This is a genomic window from Bradyrhizobium sp. BR2003 (assembly GCF_009720285.1).
GTDB lineage: Bacteria > Pseudomonadota > Alphaproteobacteria > Rhizobiales > Xanthobacteraceae > Bradyrhizobium > Bradyrhizobium elkanii.
In genome coordinates this window covers 307,299-330,427 of record NZ_SMYJ01000032.1, presented here as the reverse complement: position 1 = coordinate 330,427, position 23,129 = coordinate 307,299, and the positions used below count along the sequence as shown (strand labels likewise).

Here is a 23,129-nt window from a genome sequence, read left to right as displayed (position 1 = left end):
CGTTGTGTCATCGCCGCAGCATAACCTGGCAAAGCATGTGTGCGACAATCGCATCGAATTGACAGCCTTGCCGGCACCACCTATCGTTTTTGCCGACGGTTCCCTTCGGGGATCAAAAGGGAATGCGGTGCGAGGGTAACCCCAATGCCGCAGCTGTCCCCGCAACTGTAAACGGCGAGCCTTTCGTCAATTTGCCACTGGGCTATCAGGCCCGGGAAGGCGTCGACAGGCGAAGACCCGTGAGCCAGGAGACCTACCGTCAGTCGTGGTCACACGCGAGCACATCGGGCGGGGGCGTCCTGGTGGGATCGGAGCACTGCCTTTTGGGCAATGCGCCAGTCCGCGTTCGCGGTGACGTGCCACGTTACCGCGAGTCGTTTCATGTCTCCGTCCTCTCCCGTTGCGCGCAAATGGCGCCTCGGTCTCGTCTGCTCCCTGTCATCGCTGCTGCTGTCGGCCGAAGGCTCGGCACGAACACCTCCGCCGACCAGGCTCGATCCGATCGAGGTCGCGCCTTCCGCTGCGGCAAAGCCGAAGCCTGCGGCGCGCAGCCGTGACATGGCCGCTGCGGCGCGGCCGCGGCCGAGGCTCGCGACGGCCGCACCAGCCGGTAACATGCCGCGCGCCGCGGCGTCAGGCGCATCGGGAGCGGCATCGCCGACGCTCAATGCCACCACGCAGGGCGGCACCGGCAGTCGTCTCAATCTGACGCCGCTGCAGACGCCGGCCAGCGTCGAGATCATCACGGCGCGGACCATCGCCGAGCGCGGCCAGCATAACGTGCTCGATGCCGTCACCCAGGACGCGGCCGGGTTCACCGCAACGCCTGCGCCCGGCAATGGCGGCCTGTCGTTCAGCACCCGCGGCTTTGCCGGCAGCAACTCGGTGATGACGCTGTATGACGGCACGCGCTTCTATATCGGCTCCGGCACGCTGACGTTCCCCTACGACACCTGGTCGACGCAGCGCATCGAGGTGCTGCGCGGCCCGGCCTCGGTGCTGTATGGCGAAGGCGCGATCGGCGGCGTCATCAACGTGATCCCGAAGAAGCCGCAGAGCACGCCCTACAACGAGGCTGAGGTCTCGCTCGACAGCAACATGACGCGGCGGCTCTCGGTGGACAGCACCGGTCCGATCAATCCCAATGTGTCGTACCGCGTCAACGCCACCGGCAACATGTCGGACGGCTGGGTCGATCGCGACAAGACCTCGAACGCGGTAGTCTCCGCTGCCGTGCGGGTGCAGGCGTCGGACAATCTCGCCTTCACGCTGTCGGAGGACTACGGCGACCGCAGTCCGTCGCGCTATTTCGGCACGCCGCTGATCAACGGCTCGATCCAGGACGCGCTGCGCTTCAAGAACTACAACGCATTGGATAGCGCGATCCGCTATCAGGACAGCTGGACCCAGTTCAAGACCGAGTGGGACGTCGCCGACGGCATCAAGGTCAACAACACGCTGTATCACCTGACCAGCGAGCGGCACTGGCGCGACATCGAGAACTACACCTGGAATCCGAAGACCCAGCTGATCGATCGCACGAGCTATATCGAAATCTTCCACGACCAGAAGCAGCTCGGCAACCGGATGGATACGACCTTCAGCGGTCATATGTTCGGACTTGCCAACCAGTTTGTCGCCGGGTTCGACGTCAACCGGATCGACTTCACCCACACCAACAACTCGCCCTATGGCGGCGCGTCGTCGGTCAATCCTTACGTGTTCGATCCGGGATCGTTCTTCGCGACGACGACGGCGACGACGCCGGGCTTCAACGCGATCGTCAATCAATACGCGCTGTTCGCCGAGGATCGTCTCTCGCTGACCGATCAATTGTCGCTCGTCACCGGGGTCAGGTATGATCGCCCCGAGGTCGACCGCACCGACTACAAGACGCCGGCAAACAGTTTCGAGACGACGCTATCGGGGACCAGTTGGCGCGCCGGCCTCGTTTACGAGCCGATCAAGAACCTCGCGTTCTATGGTCAGTACGCGGTCGGCGTCGATCCGGTCAGCAATCTGATCTCGCTGTCGACCACGCAGAAAACGTTCCAGCTTGCGACCGGCAAGCAGACCGAGATCGGGGTCAAGCAGTCGTTCTGGGGCGGCCGCGGCGAGTGGACGCTGGCCGCTTACGAGATCGTCAAGACCGGGCTGACGATTCCCGACCCCGGCAATCCCACCGGGGGCCTGGCATTGCAGATCGGTCAGCAATCATCGCGCGGCGTCGAAGGATCGATCGGGCTCGAGCTGAGCGACGCCTGGCGCGTCGACGCCAATCTTGCGCTGTTGCGCGCCAGATACGACAACAACAGCCAGGTGGTCGGCGGCAAGATCGTCAGCTACAACGGCAATGTCCCGGTCAACGTGCCGCAGCAGGTCTCGAACGTCTGGCTGACTTGGGATTTCGCACCTAACTGGTCGGTCTATGGCGGCGTGCAGATCGTCGGCGCGATGTACTCCGATCTTGCCAACACCCAGCTGCGGCCGGGCTACAACGTGGTCAATGGTGGCATCAGATGGAAGCCGGATGACCGCACCACGGTCGCGTTCCGCCTCTACAATCTGCTCGACAAGGTCTACGCGGTGACCTCGAACGGCACCGGGCAATGGCTGCTCGGCATGCCGCGCACCGCCGAATTGTCCGTCAACGTGAAGTTCTGACCATGCGCAACGCTCTGATCCGGCGCGGGCGGCGGTGGCTCTATATCGTCCATCGCTGGATCGGCATTGCGACGTGTCTCCTGTTCGCGATGTGGTTCATCTCCGGCCTCGTCATGATGTACGTGGCGTTTCCGCGTCTCACCGACAGCGAGCGCCTCGCCGCGCTCCCTGTCATTCCCTGGAACAAGGTGCAGCTCGCACCCGATCGTGCGATGGCGATCGCGGGCGTGGAGCGTTATCCGCGTGACCTGCGGCTTTCGATGATGGACGACACGCCCGTCTATCGGGTGACCGGCTGGCAGGGAGAGGCGATCACGGTTTCGGCGATCGACGGCAGCGTGATCGACCGCATCACGCCGGACCAGGCGCTGGCCATCGCACGCCATCATCCGCAGGCGGTGCAGCCACGCTTGATCGAAACAGTGACGCGCGACCAATGGTCGGTCACCGCGCGCTTCGATCCGTTGCGGCCGCTCTATCTGATCGGCCTCGGCGACCCTGATGGCACCGAGCTCTACGTCTCCTCGCGTACCGGCGAGATCGCGCTCGACACCACGCGTCGCGAGCGTATCTGGAACTGGCTCGGCGCGATCCCGCACTGGATCTATCCGACCGTCCTGCGCAAGGACGGCCCACTGTGGCGGGATGTGGTGCTGTGGATCTCGGGTGTCTGTCTTGTCGTCGCGGTCACCGGCTTCTGGATCGGCATTTTGCGCCTGCGGCTGACGCGCCGCTACGCGAGCGGCGTCGTCTCGCCCTATCGCGGCTGGATGGCCTGGCATCACATCGCCGGCCTGATCGGCGGCATCTGCGTCTTGACCTGGATGTTCAGCGGCTGGCTGTCGCTCAATCCCGGCGGCGCGTTCTCCGCTCGCGGCATCACCCGAGAGATTGCGATCGGCTACAGCGGCCATGATACGCCCGACATCGTCGCCAGCTTCCCGTCGGCACCCTCGATGCCGGCGGTGGAGGCGCGCTTCGTCTGGATCGGCGGACACGGGTTGATGTTGCTCGACGATGGTAACGGCCGCCGTAGCATCGCCGATCCTGTGACCGGTGCGCAGATGACCCTCTCGCGCGACGAGATCATCGCTGCCGCCCGACACGCAATGCCCGGCGCTGCGATGACATCAGCACGGCAGCTCGATCAACCCGACGCCTACTGGTACACGCTGCACCAGGCGCGCGAGCTGCCGGTACTGCGGATCGGCTTCGACGATCCCGCCCGCACCTGGTTGCATGTCTCGCCCGTCACCGGCGAGGTCCTCGACCGCAGCGACGACAGCCGCCGGTCCTACCGCTGGCTGTTCAACGCGCTGCACAGCCTCGACTTCCCGCTGCTGCTGCGCATCTCGCCAGCGCGCGACGTCGTGGTGTGGCTGCTGTCGGCGGTCGGCACGATTATCTCGATCAGCGGGATCGTGATCGGCTGGCGCCGGTTGCGGCGGCGGAAGGTACGAGGCAGGCGCGTGTCCGCGAGCCTCGTACGCACGCCCGCGTAAGCTGCGATTACTTGACGGTCAGGTGCACGTCCGGCGCCGGCCGATCGGGCGCCCATTCCAGTGCGAATCGCTGACCGGCAATGATCTCATAGGTCGAGAGCTTGGATGCGACCGCATCGCGGAACCGAAGATAGGCGTCGCGTTGCCGCCCGTTCGAGCGGGCCGCGGCCAGATTGAGCCATTTGTAGGCCAGCACGAAATCTGTCGGAACGCCGTGACCCTTGTCGTACATCAGGCCGAGCTGGGCTTGCGCGAACGGGTCGCCCTGCACGGCGCCGCGATAGTAGCAGTCGGCGGCGGCTGCGTAGGCCTGCGGCACGCCGAAGCCGTGCTCATACAAGAAGCCGAGCATGCCGAGCGCGCGTGCATTGCCGCGCTCGGCGGCCGGCGCGAGCTCCCGAGCCGCCCGGACATAGTCGCCGCGATGGAAGGCGGCCGATCCGCGCGCCACGCTGTCGGCGCTCGCGACAGAGGCGGTCATCGCGCAAAGCACGATCGCAAGCGAAGTCGAGAGGCCTGTCCGTTGTGCGAGGACGCGGCGCATCCTGCTGCCCGGCTCAGTGATAGCTGGTGGTGATCGGCGCATTGGTCGATGTCGTGGCGATGCTGCCGCGCAATTTCGATCGAAGCTCCTCGGCCACGGTCTGGGCGTCAGAGCCATTGCGGATGATCTGCGGGCGGATGAAGATGATCAGCTCGGTACGCTGGGTGCCGTTGCTCTGATGTCCGAAGGCGTCACCGAGGCCCGGAATCTGGTCGAGCACCGGAAGCGCATTGCGGGCGCCGCTCTGCTGTTCGCTGATCAGGCCGGCCAGCAGCACGGTCTGACCGTTGGCCACCGAGATCTGGCTCTTGACCCGTCGCTCCGACACCGTCGGCGTCAGGTTGACCGTGCTGCCGTTGCTTTGGGGAACGTTGCTGATCTCCTGCTCGACATCGAGCCGCACGGTGCCGTTCACGCTGACGCGGGGCGAGACCTTCAGGATGATGCCGGTGTTGCGATAGTCGATGGTGTTGACAACCGTGTTGCTCGTGGTCAGCACCGTCGCGCTACCGGTGGAGACCGGGACGACGTCGCCGACCTGCAGGGTCGCGACCTGGTTGTTGATCACGACCAGCGAGGGATTGGAGAGCACCTTGACGCTGGTGACGGCGTGCAGCGCATCCAGGATCAGGCTCGGTTGCGTTGCATTTCCGATCAGGAAGTTGAAGCCCGGGAAGCTCTGGTTGATGAAGGCATTGGTGAGCGATCCCGCGACCGAGACCGCGCCGGTGGTCGCGTCCGTGGTGGTCGCGGGCGCGGAAGTGGCCTGGGTGCCGAGGATCGAGCCGGTGTTCGGCTTCAGGCCGAGGTTTTGGCTGGTGAGATAGGTCTGCACGCCATAGGACAGGGTGTTGTTGAGCGTGACCTCGGCGATCGTCGCGTCGATCGCGACCTGGAGCTGCGGCTCGTCGATCTGCAGCAGCGTCGCCTCGATGATCCGGTAGTTGGCCTGGTCGGCATAGATCAGCAGGTTGTTGTTCACGACATCGGGCGTGATGCGGACGTCCTGCATGACGGGCTGGCCGTTGCCGCCGCCGGCACCGCGTCCGGCATCCAGCGCGGTATTGTTGCCCTGGCCCGGATTGTTGGGATTGTTCGCTTGCCCGCCGGCGCCAAATCCCTGGCCCAGGCCCTGGCCTGTTGCGCCTGTCCCCGACGTGCCGCGGGATGCGAAGCCGCTCATGCCTGAATTCGAGCCGTTGTTGTTGTTGAGCGACAGACGGTCGGCGACGCTCGAGGTCGACGAGGTGCCGGAGCCGGGCGCGAGCTGGCTGTCGGCGCTGTCGAGCAGGTTGCCGGACGATCCGCCAAGGAACATGTCGGTCAGGACCCGCGCCATCTGGCGCGCGTCGCCGTATTTGACGCGGTAGACATGGACCGAGGTGCGTGCCGTATCGTTGCGGTCGAGGCGCTTGATCCAGGTCGCGGCCGTGTGCAGCATGTCGGGCTTCTTGGTCACCACCAGCACCGCGTTCAGGCGCGCGATCGGCATGAACTTGATGACGTTCTGGCTGAGGCCGTTCTCGCCGGAATCGACGATCTTCTCCAGCTCGGCGATGACCGGCGCGGGCGAGCCGCTCGAGATCGGGAAGATGCCGACGGATTGGCCGCGCATCCAGTCGACGTCGAAGCTGAGCACGGTATCGACCGCGGTGCGGCGCTCGGCGCCGGTGCCCTGGATCAGCAGCAGATTGCGCGTCGTGTCGGCGCGGATCGCGCCCGCCCTGGTGGCGAAGCTGTCGGTCAGCTTCATGAGGGTCTGCGCCGACACATATTGCAGCGGGACCACCGAGATGCCGAATCCGGGTTCCGGATTGGCCGCCGCGGCATCGACGCGGCCACCGCCGACGGCGTCGCCGAGCGGCGTCAGGCGATAGCCTGCCGTATCCTTGAGCAGCACGACGCCGCTCAGGCGGAGTGCGTTTTCAAGCACGAAGACCATGTCGGACTTCGGCACCGGGCGGACCGAGACCAGGCTGACCGTGCCCTGCACCCGCGGGTCGATGGTGTAGCCGACATGCAGAATGTCGCCGAGCACCACCTTGGCGACGGTCGCCACCGGCGTGCTCTCGAAGTTCAGATCGAAGCCATTGCCGTTCGACGCCGGCTGCGGCCGCGCGTCCGCGACCGCGGTCACTTCGCTTCCGTCATACATCGCCGCCCGGACGCCGCCGCTCTGGCCGCCGCCCGTCGCCGCCAGTGCGCCCACCGGTTGCGGCTGACGCTGCGCCAGATCCAGCGAGCGCACCTTGTCGGTGACGTCGAGTTGGGACGCATCCACGCTCTCGCCGACCGTCGCGGAATTGCAGGAGGCCAACAACCCCAGTGACGTCAAGGCAAAAATGGCTGCGAGGCCGCCACGGATCGTCGGGCAGCGGCCCACTGTGCCTACGCGTTGCATGAAGGCCCTTCGCTTTGACTAACTGAAATTTCGATTTGCTTGCGACGATCGGTCCTACCCCGGAGGGACTCTTAGCGATCGAACATGACAGAAATAAATTGGTTACATGATTGTCGTTCGCGACCTGCCCATCGCATCGCACCTGAACTGTGCAGCCGGCGCGCTGCTTGTGTCCGCGATGCCACCCTCAAAGTTTCTTGAGCGGGGCGAATGATGTGACTTCGCACAGCTGTCACACTTCGGATCGATAACCGCACAATTGCCGGGAGCCGAATGCGCCGGCGCGCAGCGGCACTTGGCACGAACTGATCCGGGATAGTGTGGCGGGATATCGAGAATGGCCAACGACCTGTCCGTTCGGTTCGTGGATTATCTGCGTCAGAACAATCACCTGGCGCCGATCGATGGACCGGCTGACCGGACCGGGCAGGGCGCCGACGTCGGGCAGTTGAAGCTGTGGGAGGTCACCAGCCTCTCGCCGACAGAATTCGCCGACGAAGCCGCGCGCTTCTTTGCGCTTCCCCGCCTGACGCTCCAGGAGATGACCTCGGCCGAGCCGCTGGTCGGCTCGTTTTCGCCGCGCTTCCTGCGCGAGACGATGGTGTACCCGTGCCGGACGACCGACGGGACCACGGTGCTTGCGGTCGTCGATCCGACCGACCAGGCGACGCTGCGGGCGGCGCAGATCGTGCTCGGCGCTGATATCGATGTGAAAGTCGCATCGTCGGAAGACGTCGCAATCGCGCTGAACAACTCTTCCAGCGCCGAGGAGACCGAGGCCGCCGATAGCGCGGCGGCGTTGCCCCGGGAAGACGACATCGAGAGCCTGCGCGATCTCGCCAGCGGCGCGCCGGTGGTGCGCGCGGTCAACGATCTCATCGAGAAGGCGGTCGAGCTTCGCGCCAGCGACATCCATATCGAGCCGTTTTCCGCCGGCCTGATGGTGCGCTTGCGGATCGACGGCCTGCTCCGGCCGGTCGCCGCGCTGTCCGGCGTGCTGCCACAGGCGGTGGTCTCCCGCATCAAGATCATCGCCAACCTCAATATCGCCGAGCGCCGCCTGCCGCAGGACGGCGCGGCGCGGCTGCGGGCCGGTCGCACCGACATCGATATCCGCGTCGCGATCATGCCGACGCAGCACGGCGAATCCTGTGTCATCCGCATCCTGCCCAAGGATCGCGGCCTGCTGGTGGTCGAAAAGCTCGGGTTCTCGGAGCCCGACGAAGCCAAGCTGCGGCGGCTCTTGAAGCTGCCGCACGGCATGGTCGTGATCACGGGACCGACCGGCAGCGGCAAGACCACGACGCTGGCGACGATCCTGTCGATCCTCAACGAGCCGAGCCGCAAGATCCTGACCATCGAGGATCCAGTCGAATACGAGCTTCCCGGGGTCAACCAGTCCCAGATCAAGCCCGCGATCGGCCTGACTTTCGCTACCGCGCTGCGGTCCTTCGTCCGCCAAGACCCTGACGTGATCATGGTCGGTGAAATCCGCGATTCCGAGACCGCGCATGTCGCGGTGCATGCGGCGCTGACCGGGCATCTGGTGCTGACGACCTTGCACACCGAGACGGCGGCGGCCGCGGTGCCGCGCCTGCTCGACCTCGGGGTCGAAGGCTATCTGCTGCGTTCCGTGCTGCGCGGCGTGATCGCACAGCGTCTGGTCCGGCAACTCTGCGAACGCTGCAAGACGGCGCGGCCGCTGGCAACAGCCGATTTCACCGAGGACCCCCGGCTCGCCGCGCTCGGCTTCAAGGCCGGCGAGATCATTCAGGAGCCCTGCGGCTGCGAGCGCTGCGGCGGGACCGGCTATCGCGGCCGCCTCGGCGTGTTCGAATTGCTCGAACTGTCCAATGAACTGCGCGAATTGATCGGAGAGCGAACTGACGGGCTGAAGATCGATACGATGGCGATCCGCTCGGGCATGACCACGATGCTCGACGACGGGGTCGCGAAATGCCGCGCCGGATTGACCTCGCCCGCCGAGATCCTCCGCGTCGCAACTGTGCGGTGACGCCGTGCCGAATTATCGCTATCGCGCTCTGACGCAGGCCGGCGAGATCGTGAACGGCACGATCTCCGCCCCGACCGCGGCCGAGGTGGCGCGGCGGATCGAATATCTCAAGCTGCTGCCGATCGAAACCACCGAGGACAAGCGCGCATCCGGCGCCGCCGGCAGCCGTAGCCTGTTCGGCGGGCCGAGCGCGGCCGAGGTCACCACGTTCACACGCGATCTCGCGCTGCTGCTCAAGGCCGGTGCACGGCTCGACGATGCCTTGGAGCTGCTGTCCGGCGACGCCGATGTCGGCCGGATGCGTCCCGTGGTAGCGAAAATTCGCGCCGCCCTGCTCACCGGCGAGAGCTTTGCCGATGCGATCGCCGATCATCCAACCCTGTTCCAGCCGATGTACATCGCCCTGGTCCGGGTCGGAGAAATCTCCGGCACGCTCGATTCGGTGCTGGAGATGCTGGGAACCGAGCGCGCGCGGTCCGAGCAGATGCGGCGCAAGCTGACCGACGCCATGCAGTATCCGGCCTTCGTGCTGGTCGCGGCGTCCGGCGTGATGTTGTTCTTCCTGTTGTTCGTGCTGCCGCAATTCTCGACCGTGCTCGGCGATTTCGGCGGCAAGTCGGACACGGCGCTCGCCAGCTTCATCGCGGTGTCGGATTTCCTGCGCGCCAATGCGACCGCGGCGAGCCTGATCAGCGCGGCCACCATTGCGCTCGCATGGTGGCTGCTGCGGCAGGCGCGCGTCCGCGCCGCCCTGGTCAACGCCATCTCGCGTGTGCCGGGTATCAGCAGCGCTTTCCAGTTCTATCGCGCCAGCCTGTTCTGCCGCAATCTCGGCGTCCTGCTCGGCAGCGGCGTCAACCTCAGCGCCGCGCTGCGCATCCTGGTCGACATCATGTCGGTGACCGGAAGCGAGGCGAACTGGACCGCCGCCGCCGACCGCGTTCGCCATGGCGGCAAATTATCGGAAGCACTCGCGGTGGCGGACAGCCTGCCGCCGATGGCGGTCCGCATGCTGCGGCTCGGTGAAGAGACCGGGCAGCTGCCGGTGCTGGCCGGGCGGGTCGCGGAATTCTACGAAGCAAAACTGCAGCGCAGCCTGGACCGGGTCGTCGGCATCGTCGGTCCGCTGGCGATCATCACGATCAGCACCGTGGTCGGCGGACTGATCGTGTCGGTCATGACGGCGCTGCTCTCGGTCACGCAGCTAGTCGGTTAGAGCAGGGGTCATCGGCCATGATATCGCGCAACACCATCATAAAGGCTTTCGCCACGCGAGCGGGACCCGCTCGCACGCCGTCGCAAAGCCAGAGGCGCTCGGGGCAAGAGGGTTTCACGCTTGTCGAGATGCTCGTGGTGATCGCGATCATCGGCCTGATCATGGGGCTGATCGGCCCGCGCGTGCTCAACTATCTCAGCGAATCCAAGGTCAAGACCGCGCGCATTCAGTTGCAGAGCTTCTCCAGCGCGCTCGACCTGTTCTATCTCGACGCCGGGCGCTTCCCGTCGACGGCGGAGGGACTTGCCGCGCTGGTGCGGCGCACGCCGGGGGTCGCGGCCTGGAACGGCCCGTATCTGAAGGGCGGCAACGTTCCGAACGATCCATGGAACCACCCCTATCTCTATCGCTCGCCCGGCGAGCACGGGCCTTATGACATCGTCTCCTACGGCTCCGATGGTCAGGAGGGCGGCAGCGGCACCTCCGCCGACATCTCGCTCGAGAAGACCACCGCCGCCAACAACGACCAGTAAGGATGCATGGCAAGCATGAATGACGCGACGCAGCGCGGTTTCACCCTGCTCGAGATGGTGTGCGTGCTCGCCATCATCGCGCTGCTGGCGGCCGTGCTGCTTCCGTTCATTCCGCACCAGACCTCGCGATCGCGCCTGCAGGCCTATGCGTTGCAGACCGCGACGCTGCTGAAGGCCGATCGGAATGCGGCCATCGAACGCAGCACCAGCGTTGCGACGCTGGTCGATGCACCGAGCCGGGTGATCCACTCCGGCGCGTCGCGCATGACGGTGCGGATCCCCGAGGACGTGCGATTCGATGCCTTGCTGCCGCAGAGCTGTCAGCGCCGTGCCGCACTGTCGACCATCCGCTTCTTCGCCAATGGCGGCTCCTGCGGCGGCTCCATCGCGCTGACGCGGCTCGATGCGGGATATGAGGTCCGCGTCAACTGGCTTACCGGAAGGGTAGAAATCGTTGCTCGCGACGTCGCCAACTGACCGCGCTGATGCGGGGTTCACCATCATCGAGGTGCTGGTGGCGCTGGCGCTGGTGGCTGTCTCGATCGTTGCGATCGGCGCCGTCATGGGCGTCAAGACGCGCGGCGTGCGGGCGCTGGAGCAGCACGTGGCGCTGATGCAGGCGGTGCGCACCTTGATGACGGTCGGCATCCCGCCCCGCGCGGAATTGCAGCCGGGCACCTCGACAGGGCAGGCGGAAGGCTACCGCTGGACGATTGATGTCAGTCCGCTCGGCGGCGACTGGAAGGTGCCCGAGGGCAACGTGCCATGGGCTCCGGAGCTGGTGCGCATTCGCGTCAAATCCCCGGGCGGCGCGCTGTCCGACATTCGCACCGTGCGCCTGATGCCGAGGTCGTCGGAATGACCCGGGCATGGGCAGACCAGCGAACGGGCGAGCGTGGCTTTACGCTGATCGAGACCATCGTCGCGCTGGCGCTGATGGGGCTGTTGCTGTCGGCGCTCGCCAGCATCACGGCGCAATGGCTGCCGAGCTGGAACAGGGGCCTCGACCGGATCCAGCGCAGCGAATTGATCGGGATCGCGCTGGAGCGGATCGGCGCCGATCTTGCCGCCGCGGAATTCGTTGCCGCCAACCGCGACAGCCACAAGCCGCTGTTCGACGGATCGGAATTGTCCGTGATGTTCGTGCGCACGTCGGTGGGACCGAATGCGGGGCCGGGGCTCGACGTGGTACGTCTTGGCGAGACGCGAGATCGAGGAGAGTTCGTCACGGTTCGCACGCAGACGCGCTTCACGCCGCTGGCGAACGGGGTGTCGCTGTCGGAGCAGGTCCATCTCGGCAGCCCGGTCGTGCTGCTGCGCGCGCCCTATCGGTTGTCCTTCGCCTATGCCGGTGCCGACCGGGCCTGGAAGAGCGCGTGGAAGGATGCCGACAGACTGCCGGCGATGATCCGGCTGACCGTCCGCGATGCGGCGAGCCAGCGCGTCCTGTCGGTGTCGACCATCGCGCCGGTCCATGTCCAGATTCCGAGCGACTGCACCAAGCCGGACGGCAATTGCGGCGACAAGCAAAGTTCCGGCAGTCCCACCGATCAGGGGAAGACGTGATGCGCGCGTCCGGCAATATCGGCCGATCGCCGGCCAATCGCGGCTTCGTCATCGTTGCCGTGCTCTGGATCCTGCTGGCGCTGTCGTCGCTGGCGATCATCTTCTCGGCCTATCTGGCCGCGTCGGCGCGCGCGCTGGCGGCCAGCGACCTGGCGTTGCAGACCGAGGCGCTGGTGTCGGCCGGGCTCGAGCTCACCGCCTATCAGCTGACGCTCACGGACGAGAAGACGAGGCCACAGTACGGGGCGTTTCACTTCGGCCTCGACGATGCCAGCGTCGGTGTCGCCTTCACGTCGGAGGCCGGCCGCCTTGATCTGAACTACGCGTCGAAGGAGATGCTGATCGGCCTGTTCGTCGTGCTCGGCGCCAGGAAGGACGCCGCCGCCGAATATGCCGACCGGATCGTCGGCTGGCGAACCCGGCCCGCGCCGGGCAGCGAGAATGTGGAGGCGGCGCGCTACAACGCGCTCGGCTATTCGCCGCGGCAGGGGCTGTTCATCCATGTCAACGAGCTGGCGCTGGTCGCCGGCATCCCCGAAGAGTTTGTCGATCGCGTGTTGCCGTTCGTGACGGTGTTCAACGGCGGTCCGGATGTTGATCCGACCATCGCCGCGCCGGAAGTCGCGCTCGCCGTCGATAAGGCATCGGGGAAGGACCAGGACGGCTTCGGGGCGCGTCCGGCTTCGCCGAACGGAATTGCTGCGGGAACGCAGGCCCCAAACCAGCAAGGCGCGGCATCGACGGCGCAGAGCCCGTGCTACCGGATCGCAGTCTCGATCCGCTTCCGCAACGGTCACCGCACCACATCCGAGGCGGTGATCGCACTCGGCGACAAGGTCGAGCCTTATCGGGTGTTGTCCTGGCAAAACGATGTCGAGCCGCGAAACCCGGTTCTGCTGCGCAAGAGAGGATGATGGCAATGCTTGCCGAGGCACGGCAATGGTTCGAGCAATGGATCGGCGCGGTCGCGACCGCCGTCGACGGCGTCGCCGGCAGGTTCATGCGCCGGCGCAGCATCGAGCTCGACGAGAATGGCGACGGCACGTTCACAGCGCGTCTCGCGGTCTCGAGGGATGGCTCGCCTTCGACGCCGGTTTCGTTCCGGCTCGATCACCATGCGCCGCAGCCTCCGCTGCCTGCCGACTGGAAGGCCGCGTTCGACGGCAGCCGCATCGAGGTGCGTTTGCGATCGGATCAAATCGTCAGCCGCGTGCTCGATTTCCCGAGCCAGGCAAGCGACTTCCTCGACGGCATGATCCGCGCTCAGGTCGACCGGCTGACACCATGGAGCGCCGCCGATGCCGTCTTTGGCTGGAGCTCGCCGCAGCCGATCGCCAACGACCGCATTGAAGTGGCGTTCGGCGCGACCGCGGCGACGAAGGTCGATCCGTTGATCCGGATGGCGAGGATGCTCGGCGCCGCCTCCGTCGCGGTCTCGGCGCCGGCGATTGGCGGCGACGGCGCCGCGCAGCAGGTGACGCTGCTCGACAAGTCGTTGCGCGGCCTTGCCGGGCCTTCGGTGCCGCGCCTGTTGCGCGTCGGCCTGGTCTCGACGGCGGCCGCGGCCGCGGTCTCGCTGCTGTTGAACATCTATCTCGGCGGTTGGCTGCAATCCGAGCAGGACGACCTGCAACACCGGATCGCGCAGCGCCGCGCCGCGCTGCGTCTCGATGCCAATGGCGACTCGTCCGGGCTCGGCCTGCTGGCCAAGCGCAAGCAGACGACGCCGTCGAGCGTCATGGTTCTGGAAGCGGTCTCGCGCGTGCTGCCCGACACGACCTATGTGACGGAGCTTCGCATCGAGGGCAACAAGGTGCAGGTGGTGGGACTGACCCAGGATGCGCCGTCCCTGATCCGCCTGCTGGAGCAGTCGCCGCAATTCACCCGCGCGACGTTCTTCGCGCCGACGACGCGCGCGGCGAATGAATCGGCCGAGCGGTTCCACGTCGAGGCCAACATATCAGCCTATTTTGGGTCCGGCTCATGAGCGCAGCATCCCGATCGCTGACGGCTGTCAGCACCTCGCCAATGGTCGCGACCGCGAGCTATCTCGGCCTGTTCGTGCTGCTGCTCTTTGTCGTCATCTCATCGCTCTCCGACATCATCGGCCTGCGCAGCGATGTTGCGGCAGCGGCCGGAATGCTGGAGCAGCTGGAGGGGCGATCCAGGGCGAATACCGCGCCCGGTCAACCCGCCATGCCGACCGGCTCGGCCTATCTCGAGGGTGCGACCGTCACGGTGGCCGGCGCCACCCTGCTGCAACGCGTGTCGGGGGCGGTGATCAAGGCCGGTGGCAACGTGCTGTCGACGCAACTCGATGTTCCGAACGCACCGGCCAAGGCCGGCTTCATCAGCATGGTCGCGAGCAGCGAGATCGAGCAGGCGCAATTGCAGCAGGTGCTCTACGATCTGGAAGCCGGCATGCCGTTCCTGTTCATCGACCAGCTGGTCGTGCAACCCGTCGCCGACGAGGCCGCCAAGGGCGCCGATCCCGGCAAGCTGCGTGTGCTGCTCGGCGTCTCCGGACAATGGCGAGGAGCCAAATGATGCGACGTTTGGCAGCGACCATCGTGCTGTTGGCGGTGTCGGCCTATGCGGCGCCGGCTGCGGTGCCTGCCCCATCCGGCGATGCATTGGACGCCGGGATGCTCGACGATACCCGTCTCGGCGGACCGGTGCTGAGTTCACAGCCGCCGTCCGAACCGGTGACGTCGGTCCGGGTGGCTCCGTCGCCGGCGCCGACGCCCAGGCCGCTGAGTGCAAATCCGTTGTGGGGCATCCCGCTCAAGACGCTGTCCAACACGCGCGACCGTCCGGTGTTCTCGCCGTCACGGCGGCCGCCACCTACCGTCGTTGCGGAACCGGAGGTCAGCAAGCCGACGCCACCGCCGCCGCGCAAGGTCGCGATCGAGCCACCGCCGCTGTCGCTGGTCGGCACGATCGCGGGAGATGACGAAAGCTTCGGGATCTTTCTCGATCAATCGACCAAGACGGCGCTGCGGCTGAAGATCGGCGATGACTTCCAGGGATGGAAGCTGCGGTCAATCAACGGACGCGAAGTCACGATGCAGAAGGACGATCAGGGGGCAGTGCTCACATTGCCTCAACCCGGCGTTGACGAGAGCGGCGATGTCCGCCTCGTTCCGGTCAGCACGGAGAAGAAGCCCTTGGCCGCGCGGCGCCAGATGTAGCTGCGTGTCCCGCCGTGGCGCTAGCTCAACGCAAGCCAGTTCTGAAGGGCCGGCGTCACGAGAAGCCCGAGCGCCAGAAACGGGCCAAACGGGATCGAGGTCTGGCGCTTCATCTCGTGGCCGGCGAGTTGCAGACCGCCGGCAACACCGAGCGCCGCGAGCGCAGCAATGAGCAGCAAGGTCGGAATGCCTGTGGCGCCGACCCAGATCGCCGCGGCGGCAAGAAACTTGACGTCGCCAAGTCCCAATCCGTCGACTTGCCGCAAGGCGAAGTAAAGACGCTGCAATAGAACGAACAGGATGCCGACCAGGACTGCGATCGCCATGGCGGTGAAGGCGGCCATCGCGTCTTCGGTGACGACGACGTTTGCGAGACCGAGCGCCGCGATCGCCAAGTTCAGCCAGTTGGGAATGATGCCGTGGCGAAGATCGATCAGCGCGACGGCGCAGCAGAGTATGCAAAGCGCGCCGTAAGATCCGATAAAATAAAGAGCTTCGCGATCAATCTGCATGGCGACGGATAAGTGACAGGTGCGGACGTTGTGTTGCAACAACTCACGCGCGTTGAACAGTCCAGTTTCAATCGGTCTACAGCAGCGCGAACGAGTTTGCGAGATTGTGATCGTCACCGACGCTGGCGAAGCAAAAAGGTGCGACAAAAAGTCTGCGCTGTCACAAATCCGCATAGGATACCGACAATAGTTCGCCCCGCTACATGCCGCGAGCCCTTCGTGGCAGACGAGTGGATTGACTATGCACAAGATGCAGGTGGCGGCGTGCCTTGCTTTGCTGGCAGCGTTCGCAGGCGTGCGTGCCGCGAATGCCGGCGCTCTCGAGGAGGGCGCCGAGCGCTACCGACCATATTTGATCGAGGGTGTCGCCAGTGCGCTGACAGGCGCGCGTGCGCTGCGCGAGCGCGCCGCGGCGGCGGATTTGCCTGGAGCGAAGAAGGCCTGGCTGTCGGCGCGCGCCGGCTGGGAGCGCTCGGAGGTGTTCACCGCAGGCTTCGTGCCTGAGCTCGATGCGCAGATCGACGCCTGGCCGAACGCCGACAGTGGGTTCCATGCCATCGAGGCGAAACTGTTCGGAGCTGCCAGCACCGACGTTGCCGCCGATGCGACCGGCCTTGTCGAGCATCTGAACGATCTCCACGGCAAGCTCAAGGATATCAAGCTGACGCCGCAAGGCCTCCTGGATGGCACGGTGCGGCTTGCCTACGAAGTCGGAGAGAGCAAGGCCGATGGCGGCGAGTCGCGCATCAGCGGCACCTCGCTGGACGACATGCGCAACAACATCGCCGGCATCGACTTCGCCTACCACACGATCTTCTCGGCCGCGCTCAACACGGTCGACGGCAAGCTCGACGAGATGGTGATCAACCGGATCGAGCAGCTCGAAGCGATTGTCGCCACGCCCGACCTGCCGCATGTCAATATTGCCGATCTGCGCCAGACCAGCGAGGAACTGGTCGTTGCGCTGCAGAGCGCCTCGGCAAAGCTCGGGCTGCAACGGCCGACCCTGGAGGCCCAGGCGCGATGAGATCGCTTCACCTGCGTCTGGCTGCGCTGCTCTCCGGCGTCATCGCCCTGGCACTGCTCGGGCGTGCGATGGCGTTTCCGGTCGACGGTGACAAGACCGTGCTGCCTGTTGCGACCGAGCTGAACGAGGATGCGCTCGACAAGCCGCGCGAGGTGTTCCAGTCCGAGCGGACCGGAGCCAAGTCCTATCTGGTGAATCTCGGCGATCTCGCGTTCAATTCGCCGGGGCTGCTCGGTGATGTGGCGCGTCAGGCCGGCGTGAGCTGCGGCACCTGCCACGTCAATGGCGCGAACAACGCCAAATTCTTCATGCCGAAGATGTCGAGCCGGCCCGGCACGTTCGACACCACCGGTCCGCTGTTCAATCCGAAGGCCAACAATCTGGCGTTTGATCCCGTGCGGATCCCGAGCCTGCGCGGCGCCCGTTATCTTGCGCCCTACGGCGCCGACGGCCGCTTCGCCTCGCTGCGCGACTTCGTCCACAACGTCATCACCAACGAGTTCGCAGGTCCGGAGCCGTCGCCGGCAACGCTCGATGCGATCGTGGCGTATATTCACGACATCGACTTCCTGCCCAATCCGAGCCTTGGTCCCGCCGGGCGGCTGGCCGGCAAGATCACCGACGCGGAGCGCCGCGGCGAAGCGCTGTTCGCGAAGCCGTTCCCGCACGATCCATCGTTGAGCTGCGCGGGATGCCACGTTCCGTCGTCCGGCTTTGTCGATCACCAGCAGCACGACATCGGTTCGGGCGGCCTGTTCAAGACGCCGACACTGCGCAACGCCGACTTCAACGCGCCGTACTTTCATGATGGCCGCTTCGACAATTACAGCCAGGTTGTCGACTATTTCGACCGGATTTTTCAGCTCGACCTCTCGGCACAAGACAAGGACGACCTCGTTGCCTACCTTGCGGCGGTGGGCGATGGCGTGCAGCCCTATGAGCGCGACGGTGCCGGTGCAACGCTGAAGGAGATCAACGATTTCTCGACGGTGCTCGCGACTGCGATTCCTGCCGGCGACAAGGACATCGTCGCACTTGCGGTCGATACGATCGGCCGCGAACTGCGCGAGTTGACCGAGCAATATCCGGATCGCAAGAACACCAGCGTCTCGGGCGGCGAGCAGCAGCGCGTACTTGCGCGCAGCGGCCTCAAGGAACTCGTGCTCACGCTGCGGCGAATCGAGATGGCGGTTGCGGCAGGGCGCAACGCGGATGCCGCAACCGAGTTCAGGAATTATCGCAATCTGATGGCCGCCGCAGTGCCTGCGCTGTTGGCCAGCGCCGAGCCATGGTCGCTATTCAATCAAGACGTGCATGACCAGCATTATGCCGCGCTTCGCCAAGTGATGCGCTCCAAGCACCTTTCGCACTGATTGTATTTTAGTGCAGTGATTTTGCGATCTGCGGCGTAGCGCGGATGCTCGATCAGTTTTCTATCATTGATTGCATAGTTGAATCGTGGAGACGCGGCGCAGCGGCGGGTGTCTCCACAGAAAATATTTGAACGTTTCGAAATTTCTTGCGCGCTTTCACGTAAGCGAAAACCATGCGTCATATTGTCGCACTAAGCAGTGTGTGTTGCTAACCGCAAACACCCTGAGGTCGACAATGAGTTTGAATTACAAAAAGCACTGGCGAACCAGCACCGCGCTCTGCATCGCGTCAACGGTGCTCGTCGCAACAGCAGCATATGCCGCTCACTATCCGGGCGGTCGCAGTGATTGGGACAAGCGTCCGCATCACAATCATCAGGCGCACGAAGAGGGCGATCGTGCGAAGCATGAGAACCATGGACATCATGATGACGGCGATCACGGCGTGAAGACCGCGTCGCCGATCAAGCACGTCATCATTCTGATCGGTGAAAACCGCGGCCTCGATCACACCTTCGGTATCTACAAGCCGAAGGGCAAGGGGCAGACCATCTCCAACCTGTTGTCGAAGGGCATCGTCAACGAGGATGGAACGCCGGGACCGAACTTTGCGCAGGCGCAGCAGTCCTCGGTCGCGGGCCAGCCCTTGTATTATATCGGCGCACCGACGATCGCGAAGTCGCCCTACAACGCGACCAACCCGATGCCGCAGCCGAACACGGCCGGCACGCCGACCGCGCAGAGCGACACCGCTCCCCCGTTCAAGACGATCGCCGAAGCCAGCGTCGAGAAGGACATGGACCCGGCCGATCTCGATATCCTCACCACCGGCTTCAGCGGCCTGCCGACCGGTGTGCTGGATACTCGCATTCCCGGCGCCGGCGGTCTGAACGGACCGTTCCAGCTGCAGGGTGAGCAGATCAGCGACGACGACTACACCGGCGACTCGACCCATCGCTTCTATCAGGATTGGCAGCAGGAAGACTGCAGCGCCGCCAACGCCACAAAGAAGAACAATTCGGGCTGCCTGAACGACCTGTTCCCGTTCGTGATGGCGACCTATTCGGCATCCAACAAGAGCATGGCCAACTCGATGGGCTTCTACAACGCCCAGCAGGGGCAGGCTCCGGTCCTGAAGATGCTCGCCGATCGCTTCACCCTGAGCGACAACTTCCACCAGTCGTTCCATGGCGGCACCGGCGCGAACCACTTCATGCTCGGTACCGGCGATGCGGCCTTCTGGAGCGACGGCAAGGGCAATCCGGTGACGCCGCCGGCCAACCTGATCGCCAATCCGAATCCGGTCGCGGGTTCGGTCAACCGCTACACCGTCGATGGCAATTGGAGCAACTGCTCTGATGTCTTCCAGCCCGGCGTCAAGCCGATCGTCACCTACCTCAACAATCTGCCGTACGCGGCGGAGCCGAACTGCAAGCCCAACCACTACTACATGCTCAACAACGTCAACCCGGGCTATCTGCCGAACGGCGCGCTGTCGGGTGGCAACAACGTGCCGCCGTCGTCGGTTCGCACGATCGGCGATGCGCTCATGGAGAAGAACATCTCCTGGGCGTTCTACGGCGGCGCGTTTAACGACGCTGTGGCGCTTTCCAACGCCGCGGTTGCCGCCAATCCGTCGAACCCCAACCTCAGTGCCGCTGCGGTCGCCGATCCGGCGCACGCGCTCGGTGTTGCCTACTGCCAGATCTGCAATCCGTTCCAGTATGCGACCTCGATCATGGCCAACCCGGCCGTGCGTCAGGCTCACATGAAGGACACTGCCGATCTGATCACGGCGATCCAGAACAACACGCTGCCTGCGGTGTCGTTCGGCAAGCCGGACGGCCTGCTCGATGGTCATCCGCAGAGCTCGAAGGTTGATCTGTTCGAGGCCTATGTCCTGAACGTGCTCAACTCGCTGGACAACAATCCGGAGCTGAAGGCTGAAACCGCGGTCTTCATCACCTGGGACGAGGCCGGCGGCTATTGGGACTCCGGCTACCAGCAGTCCATCGACTTCTTCGGCGACGGACCGCGCATTCCGACCCTGATCCTTTCGCCCTATTCGACGGGCGGCAAGGTCAACCACAACTACGCCGACCACGTTTCGCTGCTGAAGTTCATCGAACGCAACTGGGCTCTCCAGCCGATCACGAACCGCAGCCGCGATAACCTGCCGAACCCGACCTACTCGAAGAACAACGAGTACGTTCCGACCAACAGCCCGGCATTGTCTGACATGTTCGACGCGTTCGACTTCAGCAAGCCGGTCACGTTGTCCTACACCGAGTGATCAGGCTCTCGCACACAGCGAGGCCTTGATTCCATCCGAGGGCGGCGCCGATCGAACCAATGGTTCGGTCGGCGCCGTCTTGTTCTACCCGCCCACTACCTGATCGACCGGAGACATGCGATGAAGCGCAACGAGAAGATGTGCTCGATCAGCAGCAGCGTCGCGGCCGGGCTGCTTGCCGTCGCCATCCTGGCCGGCGCGGCGATCCCGGCCATGGCGCAGCAGTTTTCCGCCGACCTCGTCGCGAACAAGGACGATACGGCGGCCGCCATGGGAGCCTTGCGGGTCTCCGGCGCAAAAGCACGGATCGAGACAAGCGCGCTGCCCGACGGCTTCTTCCTGATCGATACGCGCAAGCCCGCAGCCTATTTCGTCCGTCCCGCGGCACGGGTTTACATGGACGCGCGGCAATCGAGCCCGCTCACCCGGATGTTCATTCCGGTCGATCCGGATGATCCCTGCCGGCAATGGCTGGCGATGGCGCAGCTATCCGCGCCGATCGACCTCGCGACGTGGCACTGCCGGCGCGATGGAGAGGAAACCATCGCGGGGCACGACACCGACGTCTTTCGAATCGCCGCGCCGTCCGGCTTGAGCTTTGTCGGCTGGATCGATCGCGTGCGCAGGTTTCCGGTACGGATCAAGACCGCGGATGGGACGGTGATCGCTGCCGATCACATCCGCGACGAGCCGCAGCCGGCGCAGACGTTTGAAATTCCCGCAGGCTTGCGCAAGTTCGACCCGCAAGCGCTGATCCGTCGGATCCAGCAGAGCGATGTGTGGGTTGAGCCGCCGGCTTCGGAGTGAGCACGCCGTCCGTCACTGCGACTGCTGGCTTGTTCCCGGCAGGATCCGGCCGAGCGCCGTGTAGTGCGACTGATGCACGTTGCTGTTGAACCGCGACCAGGGTTCGGCCTTTTTCAGGGCGACGGGTACGTCGAAGTGCACCAGCTGCGCAAAGTTGCGATATTCGGCCATCGCATCGTCGATACGGCCGGCGGCGACGTCGAGATCGATGCGGCGCAGGGTGAGAACGAGGTCCTTCAGGATCGCGCGCGCCGCCAGCCGCTCGTCCTTGCCACCGACCGCGGTGTTCCTGATGTCGGGGATGCGCTCGGTCAGTTCCCGCAGTTCGGCCCCGACCCCGGTCACGGCCAGTGACACAACCGCCGTATCGGCAGCCGGGATCGCGACCTCGAGGACGCTCGAGAGCTCGAGCACCTCTTTCATCCGGAGCATAACGCCGTCCTTGTCGAACGGGCGTTCGCCGTCGCCGACCGCATTCAGATAGGCAACGAGGTCCTGGGTGTCCTGGGTCGACAGTTCGAGGTCGAACACACGATCGAAATGATCGACCACCTGTTCATAGCTGTCGTAGCGGCCATCGTGGAAATACGGGGCGTTGAAGTTGGCGTTCAGCAAAGTCGGGGTCTTGACCAGTCCACCGGATCCGACGTCGTGGCGCATCTGGTCGTTGAAGGTTCCCCCCGCAATATGACATCCGGCGCAGCTCAGCTCGGCCTGCTTCGGGAACGGCTTGAAGAACAGCGCCTCGCCGCGGCGCTCGGCCAGGCTCGCCTGCGCGGCGAGCCTGCCGCCGGGCTCAATCTTCGGATTGGGGAGGAAATCGATATCGTTGATATAGGCGACGAGGCCGTCGAGAACCTCGTCGCGTGGCTTCGGACCGGAAAATTCATTGACGATGACATTATAGACGAAGTCGCGCAGCGAGGTGATGCGCCCGTCATGTCCGTAGGGGGCGAGGAAGCGGGCACCGCGCAGGCTCGGAATCCTGATCGGATCGAGGATGCTGTTGAACGTCTTCGCGTTGAAGACGAGGCTGGTCGTATCGAAGGTGCCGGGGCGCGAAGATGCGCCCGGAACGAACAGTTTCGGATTCGATGCACCGTTGACGTGACAGGTGCCGCAGCTCATCTCGGCCTGACGCGCCTTGCCGCCGAGGATGGAAGGCGAGTTGAACGCGAGATCGCCGAGATTGACCAAATAGGACTTTCGCCCGCCGACGGCTTCGGAATGAAAGAGTTCGCGCGGCCGGGCCAGCGCCTCCTCGGAAAATTCGGTGCCGGCCGGCAGCACGGTCTGGTCGCCGCCGAGCGGAAACGCCGTCGCGCGCAACGGCAGCAGGGCAACGACGAGCGCCAGGCACGCGATCCGTGCCGGTCTGACGCCGCGATCGGCAGCTGTCGCACGATGTTTTCCGGAGCCGGACGCCAGAATATCCCAAGCCATTGCGCGAAAACGCCCCTTTTCATAAATGCATATGCGCTGCCAC

Annotated in this window: 20 protein-coding genes and 1 riboswitch; of the genes, 16 read left to right on the top strand and 4 right to left on the bottom strand. The window is 64.9% G+C overall.

All coding sequences use genetic code 11. The features are described 5' to 3' along the window. Positions 1–79 precede the first annotated feature (79 nt). Positions 80–275, top strand: a riboswitch (cobalamin riboswitch). Between the two features lie 106 nt (positions 276–381). Both E2I15_RS28170 and E2I15_RS28165 read left to right on the top strand, forming a co-directional pair. Next, complete coding sequence (locus E2I15_RS28170) at positions 382–2,664, top strand: TonB-dependent receptor (protein WP_137478842.1); 2,283 nt, start codon at positions 382–384, stop codon at positions 2,662–2,664. Between the two features lie 2 nt (positions 2,665–2,666). Beyond that, a complete protein-coding gene (locus E2I15_RS28165) occupies positions 2,667–4,166 on the top strand; it encodes a PepSY-associated transmembrane domain-containing protein (RefSeq protein WP_137478843.1) in 1,500 nt (499 codons plus the stop codon). Between the two features lie 7 nt (positions 4,167–4,173). Here the strand turns inward: E2I15_RS28165 and E2I15_RS28160 are convergent, their stop codons facing one another. Together E2I15_RS28160 and gspD are read right to left on the bottom strand one after the other, a co-directional pair. Further along, positions 4,174–4,647, bottom strand: a complete 474-nt coding sequence (locus tag E2I15_RS28160) for a tetratricopeptide repeat protein (RefSeq protein ID WP_028340292.1) — start codon at positions 4,645–4,647, stop codon at positions 4,174–4,176. 76 nt (positions 4,648–4,723) lie between these two features. After that, positions 4,724–7,111 carry a type II secretion system secretin GspD gene (gspD, locus tag E2I15_RS28155; RefSeq protein WP_170991505.1) on the bottom strand — a complete coding sequence of 796 codons (2,388 nt, stop codon included), beginning with the start codon at positions 7,109–7,111 and terminating at the stop codon, positions 4,724–4,726. 337 nt (positions 7,112–7,448) lie between these two features. On the opposite strand from gspD, the gene E2I15_RS28150 reads away from it, so the two are divergent. From E2I15_RS28150 to E2I15_RS28105, 10 genes are read left to right on the top strand one after another with little or no spacing between them, the layout of a single operon-like run. Then, a complete protein-coding gene (locus E2I15_RS28150; protein ID WP_137478844.1) occupies positions 7,449–9,125 on the top strand; it encodes a GspE/PulE family protein in 1,677 nt (558 codons plus the stop codon). 4 nt (positions 9,126–9,129) lie between these two features. After that, on the top strand, positions 9,130–10,341 hold the full coding sequence (locus E2I15_RS28145; RefSeq protein ID WP_137478845.1) for a type II secretion system F family protein: 1,212 nt from the start codon (positions 9,130–9,132) through the stop codon (positions 10,339–10,341). Between the two features lie 17 nt (positions 10,342–10,358). Next, on the top strand, positions 10,359–10,874 hold the full coding sequence (gene gspG, locus E2I15_RS28140; protein WP_137478846.1) for a type II secretion system major pseudopilin GspG: 516 nt from the start codon (positions 10,359–10,361) through the stop codon (positions 10,872–10,874). A 15-nt stretch (positions 10,875–10,889) separates the two neighbouring features. After that, a complete protein-coding gene (locus E2I15_RS28135) occupies positions 10,890–11,351 on the top strand; it encodes a type II secretion system protein (RefSeq protein ID WP_137478847.1) in 462 nt (153 codons plus the stop codon). After that, complete coding sequence (locus E2I15_RS28130) at positions 11,329–11,736, top strand: prepilin-type N-terminal cleavage/methylation domain-containing protein (RefSeq protein WP_137478848.1); 408 nt, start codon at positions 11,329–11,331, stop codon at positions 11,734–11,736. Before E2I15_RS28135 ends, E2I15_RS28130 begins: the two co-directional genes overlap by 23 nt. After that, positions 11,733–12,440: a PulJ/GspJ family protein gene (locus tag E2I15_RS28125; RefSeq protein WP_137478849.1), complete on the top strand. Its 708-nt coding sequence runs from the start codon at positions 11,733–11,735 to the stop codon at positions 12,438–12,440. The genes E2I15_RS28130 and E2I15_RS28125 overlap by 4 nt, the downstream gene beginning before the upstream one ends. Continuing rightward, positions 12,440–13,354, top strand: a complete 915-nt coding sequence (locus tag E2I15_RS28120; RefSeq protein WP_137478850.1) for a type II secretion system minor pseudopilin — start codon at positions 12,440–12,442, stop codon at positions 13,352–13,354. The genes E2I15_RS28125 and E2I15_RS28120 overlap by 1 nt, the downstream gene beginning before the upstream one ends. After that, positions 13,354–14,427 carry a PilN domain-containing protein gene (locus E2I15_RS28115; RefSeq protein WP_137478851.1) on the top strand — a complete coding sequence of 358 codons (1,074 nt, stop codon included), beginning with the start codon at positions 13,354–13,356 and terminating at the stop codon, positions 14,425–14,427. The genes E2I15_RS28120 and E2I15_RS28115 overlap by 1 nt, the downstream gene beginning before the upstream one ends. Beyond that, positions 14,424–14,987 carry a type II secretion system protein GspM gene (gene gspM / locus E2I15_RS28110; RefSeq protein ID WP_028340302.1) on the top strand — a complete coding sequence of 188 codons (564 nt, stop codon included), beginning with the start codon at positions 14,424–14,426 and terminating at the stop codon, positions 14,985–14,987. The genes E2I15_RS28115 and gspM overlap by 4 nt, the downstream gene beginning before the upstream one ends. Next, on the top strand, positions 14,987–15,631 hold the full coding sequence (locus tag E2I15_RS28105; RefSeq protein ID WP_246668055.1) for a hypothetical protein: 645 nt from the start codon (positions 14,987–14,989) through the stop codon (positions 15,629–15,631). Before gspM ends, E2I15_RS28105 begins: the two co-directional genes overlap by 1 nt. 20 nt (positions 15,632–15,651) lie before the next feature. On the opposite strand, the gene E2I15_RS28100 is transcribed toward E2I15_RS28105, so the two are convergent. Then, on the bottom strand, positions 15,652–16,260 hold the full coding sequence (locus E2I15_RS28100; RefSeq protein WP_246668056.1) for a prepilin peptidase: 609 nt from the start codon (positions 16,258–16,260) through the stop codon (positions 15,652–15,654). A 124-nt stretch (positions 16,261–16,384) separates the two neighbouring features. Between E2I15_RS28100 and E2I15_RS28095 the strand changes: the two genes are divergently transcribed. From E2I15_RS28095 to E2I15_RS28080, 4 genes are all read left to right on the top strand, one after another. Beyond that, positions 16,385–17,170, top strand: coding sequence for an EfeM/EfeO family lipoprotein (locus E2I15_RS28095; RefSeq protein ID WP_137478853.1), 786 nt, complete (start codon positions 16,385–16,387; stop codon positions 17,168–17,170). Then, on the top strand, positions 17,167–18,543 hold the full coding sequence (locus E2I15_RS28090) for a cytochrome c peroxidase (protein ID WP_137478854.1): 1,377 nt from the start codon (positions 17,167–17,169) through the stop codon (positions 18,541–18,543). The genes E2I15_RS28095 and E2I15_RS28090 overlap by 4 nt, the downstream gene beginning before the upstream one ends. Positions 18,544–18,784: 241 nt before the next feature. Then, a complete protein-coding gene (locus tag E2I15_RS28085) occupies positions 18,785–20,836 on the top strand; it encodes an alkaline phosphatase family protein (RefSeq protein WP_137479069.1) in 2,052 nt (683 codons plus the stop codon). A gap of 120 nt (positions 20,837–20,956) precedes the next feature. Next, on the top strand, positions 20,957–21,643 hold the full coding sequence (locus tag E2I15_RS28080) for a hypothetical protein (RefSeq protein WP_246668058.1): 687 nt from the start codon (positions 20,957–20,959) through the stop codon (positions 21,641–21,643). 12 nt (positions 21,644–21,655) lie between these two features. Here E2I15_RS28080 and E2I15_RS28075 read toward each other — a convergent pair whose 3' ends face one another. Then, entirely contained in the window at positions 21,656–23,086 is a 1,431-nt protein-coding gene (locus E2I15_RS28075; RefSeq protein ID WP_137478855.1) for a cytochrome c peroxidase, read from the bottom strand. Between the last annotated feature and the right edge of the window lie 43 nt (positions 23,087–23,129).

Bases quoted from the DNA above. Each gene is read 5' to 3' on its own strand.
- E2I15_RS28090 (WP_137478854.1), top strand. From the start codon at position 17,167: ATGAGATCGCTTCACCTGCGTCTGGCTGCGCTGCTCTCCGGCGTCATC.
- E2I15_RS28165 (WP_137478843.1), top strand. From the start codon at position 2,667: ATGCGCAACGCTCTGATCCGGCGCGGGCGGCGGTGGCTCTATATCGTC.
- E2I15_RS28135 (WP_137478847.1), top strand. From the start codon at position 10,890: ATGAATGACGCGACGCAGCGCGGTTTCACCCTGCTCGAGATGGTGTGC.
- E2I15_RS28105 (WP_246668055.1), top strand. From the start codon at position 14,987: ATGCGACGTTTGGCAGCGACCATCGTGCTGTTGGCGGTGTCGGCCTAT.
- gspG (WP_137478846.1), top strand. From the start codon at position 10,359: ATGATATCGCGCAACACCATCATAAAGGCTTTCGCCACGCGAGCGGGA.
- E2I15_RS28170 (WP_137478842.1), top strand. From the start codon at position 382: ATGTCTCCGTCCTCTCCCGTTGCGCGCAAATGGCGCCTCGGTCTCGTC.
- E2I15_RS28075 (WP_137478855.1), bottom strand. From the start codon at position 23,086: ATGGCTTGGGATATTCTGGCGTCCGGCTCCGGAAAACATCGTGCGACA.
- E2I15_RS28120 (WP_137478850.1), top strand. From the start codon at position 12,440: ATGCGCGCGTCCGGCAATATCGGCCGATCGCCGGCCAATCGCGGCTTC.
- E2I15_RS28095 (WP_137478853.1), top strand. From the start codon at position 16,385: ATGCACAAGATGCAGGTGGCGGCGTGCCTTGCTTTGCTGGCAGCGTTC.
- gspM (WP_028340302.1), top strand. From the start codon at position 14,424: ATGAGCGCAGCATCCCGATCGCTGACGGCTGTCAGCACCTCGCCAATG.
- E2I15_RS28150 (WP_137478844.1), top strand. From the start codon at position 7,449: ATGGCCAACGACCTGTCCGTTCGGTTCGTGGATTATCTGCGTCAGAAC.
- E2I15_RS28160 (WP_028340292.1), bottom strand. From the start codon at position 4,647: ATGACCGCCTCTGTCGCGAGCGCCGACAGCGTGGCGCGCGGATCGGCC.
- gspD (WP_170991505.1), bottom strand. From the start codon at position 7,111: ATGCAACGCGTAGGCACAGTGGGCCGCTGCCCGACGATCCGTGGCGGC.
- E2I15_RS28115 (WP_137478851.1), top strand. From the start codon at position 13,354: ATGGCAATGCTTGCCGAGGCACGGCAATGGTTCGAGCAATGGATCGGC.
- E2I15_RS28080 (WP_246668058.1), top strand. From the start codon at position 20,957: ATGAAGCGCAACGAGAAGATGTGCTCGATCAGCAGCAGCGTCGCGGCC.
- E2I15_RS28125 (WP_137478849.1), top strand. From the start codon at position 11,733: ATGACCCGGGCATGGGCAGACCAGCGAACGGGCGAGCGTGGCTTTACG.